This is a genomic window from Halomicrobium zhouii, assembly GCF_900114435.1.
Taxonomy (GTDB): Archaea; Halobacteriota; Halobacteria; order Halobacteriales; family Haloarculaceae; genus Halomicrobium; species Halomicrobium zhouii.
Window position 1 is genome coordinate 1,187,381 of record NZ_FOZK01000002.1, and the last position, 16,638, is coordinate 1,204,018.

The window sequence follows — 16,638 nt, forward strand, 5'->3', positions numbered from 1 at the left end:
CACGAACTGAGTTGATTTTAACGAAGAGCCGAGGGGGTCACAAAATGGGGACACTCACAGTCGACGATCAGACGCTGTCGTTCGAACAGATCGCACGAGGGGAGGCGGACCAGAGGTTCGTCCTCGTCGTCGAGTACCGCGGCGCGACCGGCATCGAGTCGGCGACCGTCGATCTCGACGTCACGTCGCGGCGGGACGCTACCAGGGACGTTATCGAGGACGCCCTGACCGCGTGGTACGAGAGCCAGTCCGAGGTCACGGTCGAGTCGTTCGAAGTCGTCGAACGGATCGAGTGCCGGCGTGGAGACGCCCTCGACCGGGGCGAGGATCCGGCCGACGAGCCTGAAGTAGAACCCATCGACGGCCCCGAACCGGGCGTCGACGCGGATGCGCTCACCGAGGGCGACCGCGTCGCATACTACGTCGAAGGGCCACACAGCGCAGTCTACGGGTACATCGCCGAGGGGGTCGTCGAGAAGGTGCCGCCCTGGCACCGGGGCGTTCCGGGCCAGGGAGAACTGATCGCCGACAGGGCCGTGCTCGACGTCGGTGACCGGACGCGTGAGGTTCCCCTGGAGTGGATTATCGGGTCCACCGCCGACTCGACGGTCGCCGACGCGGTGGACCGGTCCTATCCCGCTTAGCTCGTCAGAAGGGGGCGTCACCCGGGCTATCCACACCGCTCGTCAGTACGGGTCAGTCGGTGTAGCAATTCCCACCCGCTCCCACACAGGCTCGGTCGCTCGCTAGTCGTCGCCGTGCTCGTCGACGATGACGACCTCGCCGTCGACGACGTCGACGTTGATGAGCGTCTTGGCCTCGTAGCCAGCGTCGGCGAGTTTGTTCTCGCCGTCGACCTTCTTGATGACGCTGACGATGTCGCGAACGTCGGCGCCGATCTCGTCCAGTGCGCCGGTGAGCGCCGCGAGCGTCCCGCCGGTCGAGAGCACGTCGTCGAGGAGGAGCACGCGGTCCCCCTCGTAGACGTCGTTGACGTACATCTCGTTCTCGGAGTAGCCCGTGACCTGTGAGAGTGCGACCTCGCCCTCGAGGCCGTACTGACGCTTCCGGACGACCACGAGCGGGATGTCGGTCATGAGTGAGACGGCAGTGGAGATGTGGATGCCCATCGCCGCCGGGGTGACGATCTTGTCGACGTCTTCGAGTTCGGCCTTCCGGATGATCTTGATGACGATCTCGCGGAGCAGTTCGGGTCGCAGCATCGGCACGCCGTCGCTGATCGGGTGGACGAAGTAGTGATACCCGTTCTTCTCGATGATCGGCGCATCGAGCAACGACTGCTTGAGCTGATCCATGCTGGCGGTACTGCGAGGCGGCACAAAAACCCACCGTCAGAACTTCGTTCTGACGAAGCTCGACTCACTGCGTTCGTCTCGCCACCGTCAACGCTCTGCTTTGTCGAGGTTCGAGTGTCGAGTCCGTCGTGGCGACGTCGGCGGACTAGACGAGGTCGACCAGCTCTGCGAGGACCCGTACCATCGGCAACGCGTGGCTGTCTCCGAGGGCGAAGTATTCGACCGTGACGAAAATGAGGAAGGTGGTCGCCGCCGCCGTCGCGAGCCCGATCGAGAGCGCGCCGAACTGGCCACACTTCCCGGCTGATCGGCCCGTGAGGGCCCAGGCTCCGACGGGTCCTGCCGTTCCGAGCGCCAGCAGGGCGTGGAACTGGAACGCCTCACCGCGGCCAGGCGCCAGGAAGACGAGTGCGACGAGGAGGAACTGGCTTCCGACCAGTAGCCCAGCGCTGTACGTCCAGGCGATCGTCCGCCAGTGTCGGTCCAGGATCGCGCCGACGGGCGGAAGCCGCACGAGCCCGTACACTGCGACCGGATAGAGCGGGAAGAGATAGCGGACTGTGACCTGTGCGTGCACCGGCAACCGCGAAATGTATACGAGCGAGTAACAGACCGCGAACACGACGACGAACCCGTCGACTGGCGGGACCCGGGGCCGTAGTCGAGACGCATCGACGCGCTCTCTCGCCGAGGCCAACGCGACCGGTATCACCGCGACGAGGCCAGCGACGACGGGCGCCGATTCGAGGAAGGAGAGGTTCGCACTGGGTGCGTCCTGTGCCCGCCTGGCGACGCGGTCGACGTAGCCGCTGCGGACGAACGAGTGGTAGACCTGTTCGGGACGCGTCGAGAGTTTCGACAGGCCCTGCGAGAGCAACTCGCCGAACGTCGCCAGCACCTCGACCGCCGACTCGGTCAGGGCGACGACCGGGAGCAGGACCGCTGGAATCGACCAGCCGGTGCGCCCGTCGCCGTCGCCGCCTTCGGTCGGAGTTCCGGCGCCTCCCTCCGAGACGCTCCCGATCTCGGTGGTCTCGCCACCAGTCTCGAGCGAGACGTCGCCGCCGTCGGCAGCTGGATTCGGGCCGGACGGACCGTCTATCGAGAGGTCCGCGTCGGGCGGTGCGTTCCGAAGCGCACGCGGGACGGTCAGCGGGTCGCCCGTGAGCGCGAAGTTCGTTGCCAGCATCGGGACGAGGGAGACGAGGAACGCCCCGCCGACGACGGCGAGCGAGCGGGCGTCGTTCGCGGGCGCCGAGGGGACGTCGACGACCGCGAGCGCGACTAGCACGACGAGTGCCTCCGGGGCGTGGACCCAGGCGAGCAACCCGACGAGGACGTACGCGAGCGCTCGGGACTCCGTCGCGTACGCCCGTTTCCCGTCTCGGCTTCGCGCGATGGCGAACGCGACGGCGAGCACGACGGCGGCCGTGAGGACGTGTCGTTTGGGAACCGCTGCCCAGAACGGGAGCGGCGTGCCGAGCGTGACGAGGACCGCCGCCAGCACGGCCCGCCGGCGGTCGTGAAGTTCCCGGACCAGCCGGTAGGCGAAGACGCCGACGAACGCCGCACCGACCATGTGGACGATCTGGAGGGCGATCAGGTGGTGCTGGACGGGGTCGAGGGGCGTCGCCAGCGCGACGTTCAGTGAAAAAAGGCCGAACACGGCGACGCTGCCAGCGTACGTCGCCGTTCGTCGACGGTCCAGGATCCGGCCGGCCAGTAGCGTCGCGGCAAGGAGGGTGAGACACCACGCGGCGACGAGGACGACGCGGAGGTCCGCGACGAGTTCGAGCGCCCGGAGCAGGTAGACCAGCGGCAGGGCGGCGAAGATGACGCCGTAGTTGCGCGAGTACAGCTCGCCGTCGTACCACTCCGCCCCCGGCGTCTCCAGGCCGGGCCCGTAGGCCGCGGTCGTCATGTCCAGGGACCCGTGTTCCAGTGCATACACGCCGTTCGCGATGGTGTAGCTATCGTTGATGAGGAACGCCGTCCGCCAGGTCAGCCCGAACAGGCAGAGGCTCAGGAGGAAGATCAGCAGGCCGACACGGTCGCCCCAGAGGAGCGAGAGTGTCTTCCGCCGGAGCGGGCTGGTCGAATCGTCCCACGCCGGCCGGACGCTCATCCAGTCACCTCGACCGTGACGTTCCGCTCGGCCAGCCGTCGCTCGGATTCGTTCGAGCGCAGGAACACCGTGACGGTCCCGTCGTAGCTCCGATTCTCCACGCGAGAGGGCTCGATAGCGTCCCGTTTGAGCGAGAGTTCGTACGTCCCCGTATCGGACGATGTCACGAAGTGGGTCGTCGAGCGCGAGTATCCCAGCGCGGGAATCGAGAACTGGTAGGCGAGCAACGGCGTTCCGGTGACGTTCGCCACCGTGAGTGTCGCGTCCGGGACGAGGACGTAGTACTCGCCCGATCCGAAGCGACCGGACGTAATTTCGGTACTCGATGGGAGAGAGACGTCACCCACCGTCGCGTTTCCGCTTCCGAACGACCGTTGCTCTGGCGCAGTAGTGAAGTCGACCGCTCCGACGAGCGGTCCCGAAACGAGCGTCGTCGCGAGCACGAGGCCGATAACCCCGTAGACGACGCCTCGTTCCGTATTCATCGTCCCAACGGAGAGTAACCCCGCAGATAAATCCATCGTGCCTGCGACGTCGGTGGTCTGGATACGCCGCTATCAGGGCTGACTCACAGCGGTACAAACGCGTCGTCCGTTCCGGAGTGAGGCATTCTCAACGGGGTGTCCGGGACACTGAAATCCGGCCGACTAGTCGTCGCTGGTACTCTCGTACTCCGAGAGCGTCATCTCGCGCCCGTGCAGGTTCTGGTACCCGGCCGAAATCGTGAGGACGATTGCGATAACCGTCGCCAGCACGAGCGGTGGAATCCTGGTGAACGGAAAGAGACCCACCCACAGCGTCGCGACGAGGGCCAGACTGACCGCGCCGACGGAGAGGTAGTACTCGCGCCAGGGGAACTCCCCGCCGGGGACGATCTCGAGGTACACCGTCAGGTCGTCGGTCTGGCACGTCGTGTCGATGACGCCGTCGTCGGAGTCGTACGCGACGATGCCCACGTCGGCCATGCGCGGGAGGTGCGTCTGCTGGAGCGTCGTGTAGACCCGCTTGCGCTGTTTCTTCGAGATGCCCTCGCACGACGTCTCGTACTCCCAGGCGGCAACCTGCGTCGCGAGGTCGCCCAGTTCCACCGGCCCGCCGTGCCGACGGAGGTACTGGAGGACGAATCGCCGTCGCTTGTTCTGCAACACGTCGAATATCTCCCCCTTCGAGAGGTCCTGGACACCCCTGCCCACGTTCGTGACTTGCTCTGTATGGTTACTCATGGTGACGTCAATCCCCTGCGTCGGCCCCATCGACGCCGTCGCGGCCGTCGTTCTACGTTCCCGCATGTGGTGGCCCACTATATAATCGCAGCGGTGGCTGGGAGAAGTGATTGTTACTCACGCTCGGACGAGACGACAGAAGAGAGTGCAGAAGGACGTTCAGGCGCTAGGGCCTTCCCAGGTGCCGAGCGTTGCGGAGGTACCGCCCTCGGAGGACTGGTAAACGACGCGGACGGTGTCGCCGTCATCTACTGACACCGTCACGCTGTCCCCTGCGCTTATCTTATCGCCGTCGCTGTAGGTAGTACTACCGCTGACCGTATCAGTTGCGCCATCTGACCACGATCCATCATCGTTTGTACCTCGTACGAACAACTCTTCAGCGTTGATCGAATCTCCACCATTGTGCGTGATGGTGAGATCACTGCCATCGTAATCGAAACTGAAACTCGCCTGCGGAGCGGTGTTGCTGACCTGGTCGCCCAGGCCGAGGACGAACGTCGCGATGACGGCTGCGAGAATCACGGTTATGGCGACCATCAGGATGACGCCGATGACTGGCGAAACAGCGTCGTCGTCAGAGAGTAGTGATTTGATATTCATTGTTTTATTAAGCGTTAGGCCCTTCCCAGGTGGTGAGCGTCGCAGAGCTACCGCCGTTAGGATCCTGGTAAACGACTCTCACTGTCTCACCGCTGTCGGCTCCGACGCCGACCGTGATACTATTCCCGGCCGAAACCATGTCGGAATCTGAATATGAGCTATCGATTGAAGGCCACTTACCAGTATCACTGACTCCGCTACTACCTCGAATATAGAGACTACCCGCACGGATGGAGTCACCTCCTTCGTGCGTGACAGTGAGATCACTACTTGAATAATCGGTGCTGAAACTTGCCTGCGGCGCGGTGTTGCTGACCTGGTCGCCCAGGCCGAGAACGAACGTCGCGATGACGGCCGCAAGGATCACGGTGATGGCGACCATCAGGATGACGCCTATCACGGGTGATACGGCGTCGTCGTCCGAAAGGAGTTCTTTGAGTTGCATGGTTTTGGTATGCGACACGCACCCAGTGGCCGGAGAATCGCCCGCCTGCACGGGGATTCCAGCGTGCCGTGAGTCGTGTGTGTTGGCAAGGAGGCAATAGCTGGTATAAAAAGTTCGCACCCGAGTATAACGAGTGATAACCACTCTGTTCGAATCGGGATACGGGGGTCGCAGGAGAGCCCTGGGTTGACTGCGCTCGCAGATGGAGAAACACCCACTCCGATCGAATCGAGGGCCTGTGAGGTAGCTCACAGTGACCACCGACGGCCACCGACGAAGTATCTACAGCGACAGAATGACGATGCCGAGCGTCGCGAAGAGCGCGAGGACGAGGATGCTCGTCCCGATTGAGGCCCGCAGTGGGTGCGCCGGGCGGTCCTCGGTGTCGACCCCGCCGCCGACTGTGCGCCGGCGGAGTTCGTCCGTGACCTCGGTAGGCGAGGTCACGGCGTAGGTGACGCCGTGGGCGACGCGGACGGCCAGGCGGTCCACCGCGGCGTAGATTTCGGTGACGCCGCGGACGAGGCCGCGCGTCGCGTAGAAGGTCAGGGGGTTGTACGCCGAGTCGACGTCTCGGACGCGGCCCAGTTTGGCGAGCGGCTTCTTCGTCGCGACGAAGACGACAAGGCCGGCGACGGCGAGCGCGACGCCCTCGACGACGTGGTCGACCGTGTACGTCTTGTAGACGTGGCCGACGACGGCGCCATCGGTGACGTCGAAGGGCAGGATGGCGAACAGTGCAGAGTCGAAGACGCCGTAGACGACGCACAGCACCGCGACGACGATCATGGCGACGCTCTGGCCGCGGTTGGCGTCCCGGACCTCGCCGTCGTGGTCGCCGTGGAAGAAGGCGTAGTAGCCGAACTTGATGAACGACGCGAACGTGCCGACACCGCCGATGAGGAGCATCCACTCGAGGCCGGTCTGGTTGGCGAACATGAACGCGTAGTCGAAGGTGTAGTGACTCGCCGAGATGACGATGCCCTTGCTGACGAAGCCGTTGAAGAAGGGGAAACCGGCGATGGAGAGCGCGGCGACGGTGAACGTCGTCGCCGTGATGGGCATCTCGCGGGCGAGGCCGCCGAGTTTCTTCAGGTCCTCCTCGCCGGTGCGGTAGATGACGACGCCGGCGGTCATGAACAGCAGGCTCTTGTAGAGGATGTGGTTGAAGACGTGGGCGAAGGCGCCGGCCTGGGCCAGCGCGGTGCCGATGCCGACGCCGGCGATCATGTAGCCGACCTGGGACTGGATGTGATAGGAGAGCAGCCGGCGCATGTCGTTCTGGAGTAGGGCGTAGAAGACGCCGAAGACCGCCATCGCGCCGCCCATGTAGGCGATCCAGACGTTGCCGTCCGGGAACGCGCGGTACATCCCGTAGACGCCGGTCTTCGTCGTGAACACGCAGAGGAAGACGCTGGCCGCGATGTGGGGTCGCGGATAGGTGTCGGGCAACCAGGCGTGCAGGCCGACGAAGCCGACGTTGACGCCGATACCGACGGCGGCCATGGCTGGCGGGAGACCTGCCAGTGCGCCCGAAGCGGTCGCGATGCCCGTGCCGTCGAAGACGAACGTGTCCGTGATGGTGTAGTGCCAGACGATGGCGCCCATCAGCAGGCTGCCACCGATGCCGTGGAAGACGGCGTAGCGGAAGCCGGCGCGGACCGCCTGCCCGCCGTAGTGCCAGACGAGCAGCGTGCTCGTGACGGCCATCAGCTCCCAGAAGAACAGCAGCGTGAGCCAGTCGCCCGCCGTCACCGCGCCGATGCTCGTGGCGACGTAGGACAGCGCGAAGGCCGTCTGGCGGCTGTCGGCCTGCGAGGCGTAGGAGTACAGCACTGCGACGGCGCCGATGAGCCCGAAGATGAGCGCCATCAGCCGGCTGAACGCGTCGACGTGGAGCAGTGCGGTCTGAAAGCCGAGGAACTGGAGGTCGGTGAGGTACGTCCCCGCGGGAACGACGACGGCCCATGCGGCAGTCGCGGCCGTCGCCAGTATCCCGAGCGCGTGTCCGATACGGCGGGGGAGCACTGCGACGGCGACTGCCACGGCCAGCAGCACGACCGCCGGCGGAATTGCGGTGAGCGCGGACATCAGAGCCCCACCCCCGGGAGGTCGCGGACGATGCGCTGGACGATCTGCAGGAAGACGGCGGCGTGGGGGACGACGCCGAGCAGGAATGCACCGGTCGCCGCCGCGAGGATGGGACCGAGCATGAACCAGGTGCTCTCGCCGCCGCGCCAGTTACGCTTCTCCCAGCCGCCGGCGGGCGGCCCGGAGTAGTGGCCCTCGTGAGCGCCCTGGCTCTCGCCGAGCATCTCGTCGACGTCGACGTCCGGGTCGGCCGCAGCGGCCGCCTCGGCCTCTTCGAGGTCGATGTCCTCGTCGACGTCCTCGTCACCGTCGACGTTTTCACGTGCTCGACCGTCGCCGTCGGCCCGGACGATCCCGCGGCCGCCGTAGGGCCCCTCGATAAGGGGCTTATCGTCGTGGTCCTCGGGGGACTCGAAGTACGCCTGGTAGACGATGGGCCAGAAGTACGCGATGTTGAGGACGCCCGAGACGAGCAGCGCGCCGGCGAAGATGACCTGTTCGGCCTGGATGGCGCCGATCAGCAGGTACCACTTGCTGACGAAGCCGGCCACGAGTGGGATACCGGCCATCCCGGCCGCCGCGAGCGCGAAAGCGGCCATAGTCAGGGGCATCCGCTTTCCGATGCCGGCCATGTTGGAGATGTCGTCGGTGTGGGTCTCGACGTGGATGATCCCGGCACAGAAGAACAGGGTGAGCTTCATGAACGCGTGGGCGGGGATGTGCAACAATCCGCCGACGAGCGCGTCCCCGCTGAGCAGGCCGAGCCCGAGGACGATGTAGGAGAGCTGGCTCACCGTCGAGTAGGCCAGTCTGCGCTTGAGGTTGTCCTGCCGGAGCGCGATGACGCTCGCCGTGAGCAGGGTGATGGCTGCGACTGCCGCCAGCGGAACGCCGCCGCCGATCTGCTCGACGGTCCCGGGCCCGAACACGTCGAGGACGACGCGGGCCAGGCCGAAGACGCCGCTCTTGACGACGGCGACGGCGTGGAGCAGCCCCGAGACGGGCGTGGGGGCGACCATCGCGTCGGGGAGCCAGGAGTGCATCGGCATGAGTGCGGCCTTGACGCCGAAGCCGGCGACGAGCAGCCCGAAGGCGGCTCGCGCCAGCATCGGGTCCGCCGTCGCGAGCGCGGCGATGCCGCCGGGCGTGAACCCGGTCGTCCCAGTCATCCAGAACACGAGTACGGTGCCGGCGAGCACGGCGACGCCGCCGCCGAAGGTATAGGCGAGGTACTTCCGACCCGCGCTCCGGGCTTCGGGCGTCTCGTCGTGGGTGACCAGCGGGTACGTCGCCACCGTCAGGAGTTCGTAGAAGACGAACAGCGTCAGGAGGTTACCGGCGAAGGCGACGCCGATGGCGGCGGCGAGACTCGCGGCGAACGACGCGAAGTAGCGCGTCTGGGCGTGTTCGTCCAGTCCGCGCATGTAGCCGATACTGTAGAAGCTGGTGACGATCCACAGCAGGCTCGCCAGCAGGCCGAACAGGAGCCCCAGCGGGTCCACCCGAAGGACGAGTTCGATACCGGTCGCGAACGTCCCGAGCTGGACCTCGTAGCGCTCGCCGGCGAGCACGCCCGGGACCATACTGGCCACGATCAGGAACTTGGTGACCGCCGCGGCGACGGTGACGGCCTCCCGCCGGTTCGGCCGGCCGCGAGTCGCGTAGATCAGCGGGATCGCCACGGCGGAGGCGAGCACTGCGAGCAGCGGTCGGAGTGGAGCGAGATCAGTCATGGGAGGAATGGAAGCGAGCGTTCGAGCGTCTGTTCTACGCCGGGGAACGCGAGGCCGAGCGCCACCGCGAGCACCGCCGCGGCGACGGCGACGGCGACCATCCCCGTCGACACGGCGGCGTCACCGCCGTCCGGGACGGCCGCGCCGGCCGCCTCCGGTTCGGCGACGGCCTCGGCCTCCGAGACGGTCGGCGCGTCCGTGAAGTACATCGACTCGACGAGGCGGGCGAAGTACGCGAGCGTGAGCACCGTGCTCAGCAGCAAGACGGCGACGAGCGCCCACGCGCCCACCTCGACGGCGCCGAGGACGATGTACCACTTGCCGACGAACCCGACGGCCGGCGGGACGCCGACCATCGAGAACGCGAGGACGGCGAAGGCGCCGGCGGCGACGGGCGCGCGGTCGGTGAGCCCGGCGTACTCCTCGATCGTCCGGGCGCCGGTCTTCCGCTCGATGATCCCCGCGGTGGCGAACAGGCCGCCCTTCATGACGGCGTGGCCGACGAGGTGGATTATCGCGCCGACGACTGCCGTCGAGGACGCCACCGCGAAGCCGGCTATCACGAGACCGAACTGCGAGACGGAGGAGTACGCGAGCATCCGTTTGACGTCGCGCTGTGAGACGGCAAGGGCGGAGCCGACGACGACGCTTATCGCGGCGACGGCGAACAGCGCGTCCTGGGCCAGGGGTACCGCGACGAAGAAATCCACGGTGAACACGGAGAAGACGATTCGCGCGAGTGAGTACGCGGCGACGGTCGACACCAGCGCCGAAATGAGCGTGCTGACCGAATCCGGCGCGTTGGAATACGCGTCGGGCTGCCAGGTGTGGACGGGGAACAGCGCCACCTTCACCGCGAGTCCGGCGGTCACGAGGCCGAACGCAGCGAGTACGAGGGTCGACGTGTAGCCGCCGTCGACCTGCGGAATCTTCGTCGCGAGGTCAGCCATGTTGAGCGTCCCCGTCGCGACGAGGAGGTAGCCCACGCCGAGCAGGTACAGCGACGCGCCGAACGTCCCGATGATCAGGTATCGCAGCGCCGCGACGGCGGCCGCGTCCCGGTCACCGCTGGCGACCAGGGCGTAGGCGGCGAGCCCGGTTATCTCCAGGAAGACGTAGAGGTTGAACACGTCACCGGTGATGCTCATCCCGGAGAGTCCGGCGACGAGCAGCAGGTAGAGGCTGTAGAAGCTGTTCGTGTGCGGGCCCGCGCGGCGCGCGTACGCGAGTACGCCGACGGAGACGACCGAGACGAGCCCGACGACGGCCGCGGAGAGGCCGTCGACGACGAGTTCGATGCCGTACGGTGCCGCGAAGCCGCCCACCTCGTAGACGACTGGCTGGCCGCCGGCGACGGTGGCGACGAGCCAGGCCGCGAGTGCGGCGTGGACGCCGAGAGTCAGCGTCGCAAGCGACCACCCGGCGCGGTCGGTGAACAGTCCGGCGAGCAGCGGCAGCGCACCCCCAACGATGGGGAGGACGACCAGCAGGACGGGCACGTGTTCAATCATGGTAGAGTTCTCGCAACACCTCCTCGTCGAGCGTCCCGTACTCGTCGTAGATGCGGACGACGAGCGCGAGTGCCACCGCGGTCAGCGCCACGCCGACGACGATCGCCGTCAGGATGAGCACGTGGGGGAGCGGGCTGACGTACGGCCCACCCCCCTCGCCGACGACGGGTGCGGACCCCCCTTCGACGTACGCCGCAGTGATGAAGAAGAGGAAGATGCCGGTCTGGAAGACGTTCATCCCAATGATCTTCTTGATCAGGTTCGTCGACTCGACCAGCATGTACACGCCGATGCCGAGCAACAGGACGACGGCGTAGTAGTTGTAGTGGGTCAGGAGGGCGTCTATCACGCTCACGCCTCCTCACCCCCGTCGGCGTGGCCGAACCCGGCCGAGAGGACGAAAAAGAGGCCGACGACGACGCCGGCCACGATGCCCCCGATGGCGAGTTCGACCAGCTCGATACCGTACTTGCTGGCGTGCGAGATGTAGGGCGCGTAGACGTCGTACTGCAGGAACGCGCCGTCCAGCACCATCGAACCGAGGCCGATGCCGGCGAAGGTCAACACGCCGAGGGACGTCAACCCGACGATGGCGCGGGCGTCGACCCACTCCCGGGTCGCGTCGATGCCGAAGGCGAAGGCCGTCATCATGACGACCGACCCGGCGATGACGCCGCCCTGGAACCCGCCACCGGGGGAGTCGGCCCCGTGGAGCATGATGAACAGGCCGAACGTGAGCACGAAGGGCGCGACGACCCTGACGGTAGTCATGATGATGGGGCTCTCGACGTACAGCGGCGCCTGGTCGCGTCCGCTCATGCGAACGCCTCCGTGCGAAGCACCGTCAGCGTCGCCACGCCGGCGACGAAGACGACCACTGCTTCACCGAGCGTGTCGAACCCGCGGTAGGCCGCGAGCACGGCGGTGACGGCGTTGTGCACCTCTGTCTCCTCGTAGGCGTTCTCGAGGTAGTAGTCGGTCACCTCGCCGGAGCCGACGGGCGAGTCGGTCGCCCCGACCGCCGGGAGCGCGGGGACCGTCGCCCCCATGACGAGGACGAACGCGCCGACGGCCAGTACCGTCCGGGGCCGGACCCGCTCGAAGAGCTGGTCTTCCGACGGCCGCACGGTGTTGGCCAGCGCGATGAGGAGGAGGATGGTCATCACGCCGGCGCCGACTGCGGCCTCGGTCAGGCCGACGTCTGGCGCCTGGAGCAGCACCCAGATGATGGAGATGCCCAGGCTGTAGGCGGCGAAGGCCATCACCGCAGCGAGTGTGTCTTTCAGCAGGGCCGCGCCCAGCGCGCTCGTGAGGACGAACGCGAGCAGGACGACTTCGAGGACGGACGGGGTCACGGTTCACCTCCGGCGTCGGCGTCGGCGTCGTCGGTCGTCCACGGGTCGATGCCCTGGTCACGGGCTGCGCGGGCGATGGCGTGCGCCGCGGTGGGGTTGGTCAGGAACATGAATACGAGGAGGAAGACGGCCTTGACCGTCGCGAGGCGGGCGTCGATGACGAGCGCGACGCCGCCCAGCGCGAGCACCGCGCCGAGCGTGTCGCTCTTCGAGGCCGCGTGGGTCCGGGTGTAGACGTCCGGTAGTCGCACCAGTCCGACGGCGGCGACGAGGCCGAAGAACGCGCCGCCCGCGACGAGCGCGACGGCGGCGTACTCGGAGATGGCCATCAGAGCACCCCTCCGTGTTCGACGCTGAACTTCGAGATAGCGATGCTCAGCAGGAAGTTGAGCAGGGCGTACACGAGCGCGATGTCGAGGAAGACGGGCGCGTCGTAAGCACCGGCGACTAGCGCGATGGCGATGACGGTGTTCGTCCCGACGACGTTGACCGCGACGACGCGGTCGTGCATCGTCGGCCCCTGGAGTATCCGGTAGAGACCGACGATCGCGAAGGCGACGAACGCGCCGGCGCCGAGGAGCAGCGCGGCTTCCACGTCAACCATCGTCGCCCTCCTCCCCGCGTTCACGCGGGCTCGGTATCCTGGCCGCCGCGCGGCCCCAGAAGACGAAGCGGACCGCCCGTTCGAGACTCCCCTCGAAGAGGCCGTCACGCGTCGCTTCGGTCAGCGAGTGGACGACGAAGGACTGCTCGGTCACGTCGACGGTCAGGGTGCCGGGAGTCAGCGTAATGGAGTTGGCCAGCGTCGTCACCGGCGTGTCGCCCCAGACGGCGGCGTCGAACTCGACCATCTCCGGGTCGATGGGGAGCGAGGGGTGGAGCACGACGTAGGCGATCTGGAGGTTCGCCTTCGCGATCTCCCAGAGCAGGTAGGGGGCGTAGACGGCCAGCCGGACGGTCTGGACGGCCAGGCGAGTCAGAGAGGGCTGGTGACCGAACACGATGGGCGCGAGCAGCGCGGCGACGAGGCCGGCGGTGAGGCCGCCGGTCACGAGGTCGAACGTCGTCCACGCGCCCAGCGCCTGGTAGAAGAGGTACGAGGCGCCGAAGATGGCGACGTACTTGCGCGCGGTGCCGGTGCGACCGAGGACGGTCTGTCGGCGCGGCCGCTCGACGGGAGCCTCCTCGACGTCGAGGTCGCGACGCTGTAGTTCCGTCTCCAGTGGCCAGAGCATCGGTGCGCCCGACCCGGGGTCGTACTCCGGGTCGAGGACGACCCGGTCGACGTCGTGAGCGACTGCGTAGTCTGCCAGCGCGTCGGCGTACTGGTCCGGGCTGAACAGGTAGCGGTCGGCGCCGACGACGGCCAGTTCGACCTCGACGGACGCTTCCTGACCGGCGCGGTCCTCGTCGGCCCACACCGAGACGCGGTCGAGGAGTTCGCGGTCCTCGCCCAGGTCCGCTGGGCCGGTCGGGTCGACGGCGCGGGCGCTCTCGAAGACGACGAAGTGGATCGTCGCGGGCGCCCCGTCCGACGCGGCGGCCGCCTCCTCGACGGCGTAGGCGACCGTGTTTCGCAACGTCACGGAGTCGGCCACTGGCACGAGCAAACGACGGGCCTCTTTCGATGTCACAGTCGTGGGAAATCTCGCTGCAGCGCTGTCTGGCGAGCGATTCAGTTGTCGTCCGACATTCACCCTACCACAAGGATAACTATTTCGTAAACGGTCGACCAGCGGGGTCCGAACGCCCGGATCAGATCAGTTCGGCGACGAGTTCGTCGGCGATCCGGGCACCGAGTCCGTCCTTCGATCCCTCGTACTCGCGCGCGTCCTCGCCGTCGACAATCAGTGCCCGGGTCCCGTCCTCCCCCATGACGGTCGCGGCGTTCGCGACGACGAACGCGAGGCCCGCTCGCTCCTGTATCTCACGGGCACGCTCGACGAGCTGGTCGTCGTCCGCGTCGGTCTCGACCTTGAACCCGACGATGGGGAGGTCGGGGTGGGCCTCCCGGACAGCGTCGATGAGCTTGGGCGTTGGTTCGAGCTCGAGCGTCAGCCGCTCCTGCCCGGAGGGAATCTTCCCGGGTTCGCCGTCCATCGTGTAGTCGGAGATTGCGGCGGCCGACACCAGCGCGTCCGCCTCCTGGCCCAGGTCAGTCACCACGTCGGTCATCTCCGCGGCCGACTCGACGTCGCGCACGCCCGCGTACGGCACGTCTGGCCCATCGTGAACGAGCGTGACGTCGGCCCCACGAACGTAGCACGCGCGGGCGACGGCCTGACCGGTCTTGCCCGACGCGCGGTTCGAGAGGGTCCGAACCGGGTCGATGGGCTCCGTGGTCGCCCCGCTGGTCACGACGACGTGGCGGCCCTCGAGGGGCGAGTCGGTCGCGGCGCGTGCGACGTCGGTGACGATGGCCTCCTCGGTGGCGATCTTCGCCTTTCCTTCCTCGATCCGGGGGTCGACGAAGTCGACGCCCCACTCCTCGACGCGGTCGATGGCCTCGAGCACGCCCGGGTGGTCGTACATCGGTTCGTGCATCGCGGGCGCGACGACGACCGGCACGCCGGCCCCGAGCGCCGTCGTCGCACACGTCGTCACGGGCGTGTCGTCGACTGCGGCGGCGATCTTGCCGACCGTGTTCGCGGTCGCGGGCGCGACGAGTAACACGTCGGCCCAGCCGTCGACGCCGCACAGTTCGACGTGTTCGACGCGCCCCGTCAGCTCCGTCACCACGTCGTGACCGGTGGCGTACTCCAGCGACCAGGGGTGGACGATTCCCTGGGCGCTCCCCGTCATCACCGCCCTGACCGTCGCACCGCGGCGCCGGAGTTCGTGGGCCAGCTCCACGGTCTTGACGGCCGCGATCGACCCCGTGACGCCCAGCGCGACGTTCGCTCCCTGCAACATTGCCCGTAGATTGTCCTGCCTGTCATTTAAGCCCCGCCACTCAAACAGACGTGTTCGATGTGATCTGTCACCCGAGAGCGGATTTTAGGCGGTCGGTAACGTCGCGAACGTCGTCCGCGTTCCCGCTCACGGGCGACCCTGAGTGATTACGAGGGGGATAAGTATAGTCCGCCTGCGCGTCTACACACGACGATGGGCCAGCTTTCGGTGCGGCAGTCCGAATACACTATTCGGCCGTACGAGGCCAGCGACTTCGACGGATTTCTCGACCTCTACGCGCAGGTTTTCGACACCGACCGCGACCGGGAGTGGTTCGACTGGAAGTACGGCGACAACCCCTACGTCGACCACGTTCCGATACTCGTCGCGGAACGGGACGGCGACCTGGTGGGTGCCCGGCCCTTCTTCGCGCTCGACGTGTCGGTCGGCGGCGAGCGCCGCCTGGCACTCCAGCCGGCCGACGCGATGGTCCACCCCGACCACCGGCGTCAGGGCCTGTTCACCCGGATGACCGAGGCAGCGATCGAGACGTACGGCGACGGCGAGCCGTCCTTCTTCTTCAACTTCCCTAACCACCGGTCGACGCCGGGGAACCTGAAACTGGGCTGGAAGCGAGTGACGGATCGGTCGACGTACTACCGTGTTCAGGATCCGTCCGCCCTCGCGTCGGGGCTGTCGGCCCCGTGGAGCACAGTCGCGGCGCTCGCCCTGCGGCCAGTGGTCGGGTGTCACAACTGGCTGTCCGACCGTCGGACGGAGACCGCCGACCGCGTGACGGTAGAGCGTCGCGAGACGGTTCCGTCGGCGACGCTCGCGTCGCTGGCCGTGCCGGAGGACCGGAACGGGATCCGGGCGTGGCGGGACGCGCAGTTCTACGACTGGCGGTTCGGCAATCCCGCCTGGACGTACGACACCTACGTCGCGGTGGACGGCAGTGACGCGGTCGCCGCGATGGTCACCGGGACGGGGGTCAGCGCTGGCATCGTCCAGACGAAGATCGTGGACGTCCTGCCACTGCCAGACGACGGTGTCGGTGGCGGTCGCACCGCGGACTGTCTCGACGCGTTGCTCGCGCGAGCGGTGCGGGACAACGCCGAGTCGGACGTCCTGATCGCACCGGCGACGCTACCGCGTTCGGTCGCCGTCGGGCGGGGGTTCAGGCGCGACGACAGACCGCCGCTTTCGCGCGTCGCGAATCCGACGACGCACGTCGTGCGGTCGCTGACCGGGGAGTGGCGCGTCGACGGGCTCGACGTGACTGACCCGGCGAACTGGCGTCTCACCTTCGCCGAGAAGGACTCGAACTAGCGCCGCGCCCGATAC

Annotated in this window: 18 protein-coding genes; 2 read left to right on the plus strand and 16 right to left on the minus strand. The window is 67.1% G+C overall.

Annotated elements, in window-relative coordinates:
* Window positions 1-44 precede the first annotated feature (44 nt).
* Window positions 45-644 (plus strand): hypothetical protein, encoded by a 600-nt coding sequence (locus BM337_RS13045; protein WP_089817030.1) that lies wholly within the window; start codon window positions 45-47, stop codon window positions 642-644.
* A gap of 102 nt (window positions 645-746) precedes the next feature.
* Here the strand turns inward: BM337_RS13045 and hpt are convergent, their stop codons facing one another.
* The 16 genes from hpt to coaBC form a co-directional block, all read right to left on the minus strand.
* Entirely contained in the window at window positions 747-1,316 is a 570-nt protein-coding gene (hpt, locus tag BM337_RS13050; protein ID WP_089817031.1) for a hypoxanthine/guanine phosphoribosyltransferase, read from the minus strand.
* A 145-nt stretch (window positions 1,317-1,461) separates the two neighbouring features.
* Window positions 1,462-3,441 (minus strand): hypothetical protein, encoded by a 1,980-nt coding sequence (locus BM337_RS13055; protein WP_177227480.1) that lies wholly within the window; start codon window positions 3,439-3,441, stop codon window positions 1,462-1,464.
* Window positions 3,438-3,926, minus strand: coding sequence for a hypothetical protein (locus tag BM337_RS13060; RefSeq protein ID WP_089817032.1), 489 nt, complete (start codon window positions 3,924-3,926; stop codon window positions 3,438-3,440). The genes BM337_RS13055 and BM337_RS13060 overlap by 4 nt, the downstream gene beginning before the upstream one ends.
* Before the next feature lie 162 nt (window positions 3,927-4,088).
* Window positions 4,089-4,664 (minus strand): DUF7344 domain-containing protein, encoded by a 576-nt coding sequence (locus tag BM337_RS13065; protein WP_089817199.1) that lies wholly within the window; start codon window positions 4,662-4,664, stop codon window positions 4,089-4,091.
* A gap of 159 nt (window positions 4,665-4,823) precedes the next feature.
* A complete protein-coding gene (locus BM337_RS13070) occupies window positions 4,824-5,267 on the minus strand; it encodes a type IV pilin domain-containing protein (protein WP_089817033.1) in 444 nt (147 codons plus the stop codon).
* A 7-nt stretch (window positions 5,268-5,274) separates the two neighbouring features.
* The gene (locus BM337_RS13075; protein WP_089817034.1) at window positions 5,275-5,712 is read right to left on the minus strand and encodes a type IV pilin domain-containing protein; all 438 of its coding nucleotides are present in this window, start codon (window positions 5,710-5,712) and stop codon (window positions 5,275-5,277) included.
* Between the two features lie 282 nt (window positions 5,713-5,994).
* Entirely contained in the window at window positions 5,995-7,803 is a 1,809-nt protein-coding gene (locus tag BM337_RS13080) for a Na(+)/H(+) antiporter subunit D (RefSeq protein WP_089817035.1), read from the minus strand.
* A complete protein-coding gene (locus BM337_RS13085) occupies window positions 7,803-9,536 on the minus strand; it encodes a proton-conducting transporter transmembrane domain-containing protein (protein ID WP_089817036.1) in 1,734 nt (577 codons plus the stop codon). Before BM337_RS13085 ends, BM337_RS13080 begins: the two co-directional genes overlap by 1 nt.
* Window positions 9,533-11,047 (minus strand): monovalent cation/H+ antiporter subunit D family protein, encoded by a 1,515-nt coding sequence (locus BM337_RS13090; protein ID WP_089817037.1) that lies wholly within the window; start codon window positions 11,045-11,047, stop codon window positions 9,533-9,535. The genes BM337_RS13085 and BM337_RS13090 overlap by 4 nt, the downstream gene beginning before the upstream one ends.
* Complete coding sequence (locus tag BM337_RS13095) at window positions 11,040-11,396, minus strand: cation:proton antiporter subunit C (RefSeq protein WP_089817200.1); 357 nt, start codon at window positions 11,394-11,396, stop codon at window positions 11,040-11,042. Before BM337_RS13095 ends, BM337_RS13090 begins: the two co-directional genes overlap by 8 nt.
* A 2-nt stretch (window positions 11,397-11,398) precedes the next feature.
* The gene (locus BM337_RS13100) at window positions 11,399-11,866 is read right to left on the minus strand and encodes an MnhB domain-containing protein (protein ID WP_089817038.1); all 468 of its coding nucleotides are present in this window, start codon (window positions 11,864-11,866) and stop codon (window positions 11,399-11,401) included.
* A complete protein-coding gene (locus tag BM337_RS13105) occupies window positions 11,863-12,402 on the minus strand; it encodes a DUF4040 domain-containing protein (RefSeq protein WP_089817039.1) in 540 nt (179 codons plus the stop codon). Before BM337_RS13105 ends, BM337_RS13100 begins: the two co-directional genes overlap by 4 nt.
* Entirely contained in the window at window positions 12,399-12,731 is a 333-nt protein-coding gene (gene mnhG, locus BM337_RS13110; protein WP_089817040.1) for a monovalent cation/H(+) antiporter subunit G, read from the minus strand. The genes BM337_RS13105 and mnhG overlap by 4 nt, the downstream gene beginning before the upstream one ends.
* Window positions 12,731-13,006 (minus strand): cation:proton antiporter, encoded by a 276-nt coding sequence (locus BM337_RS13115; protein ID WP_089817041.1) that lies wholly within the window; start codon window positions 13,004-13,006, stop codon window positions 12,731-12,733. Before BM337_RS13115 ends, mnhG begins: the two co-directional genes overlap by 1 nt.
* Window positions 12,999-14,036, minus strand: coding sequence for a monovalent cation/H+ antiporter subunit E (locus BM337_RS13120; protein WP_089817042.1), 1,038 nt, complete (start codon window positions 14,034-14,036; stop codon window positions 12,999-13,001). Before BM337_RS13120 ends, BM337_RS13115 begins: the two co-directional genes overlap by 8 nt.
* 121 nt (window positions 14,037-14,157) lie before the next feature.
* Window positions 14,158-15,315, minus strand: coding sequence for a bifunctional phosphopantothenoylcysteine decarboxylase/phosphopantothenate--cysteine ligase CoaBC (coaBC, locus tag BM337_RS13125; RefSeq protein WP_089817043.1), 1,158 nt, complete (start codon window positions 15,313-15,315; stop codon window positions 14,158-14,160).
* A 207-nt stretch (window positions 15,316-15,522) separates the two neighbouring features.
* Here coaBC and BM337_RS13130 point away from each other — a divergent pair, with 207 nt between their 5' ends.
* Window positions 15,523-16,623 (plus strand): GNAT family N-acetyltransferase, encoded by a 1,101-nt coding sequence (locus tag BM337_RS13130; protein ID WP_218155556.1) that lies wholly within the window; start codon window positions 15,523-15,525, stop codon window positions 16,621-16,623.
* Window positions 16,624-16,638 lie beyond the last annotated feature (15 nt).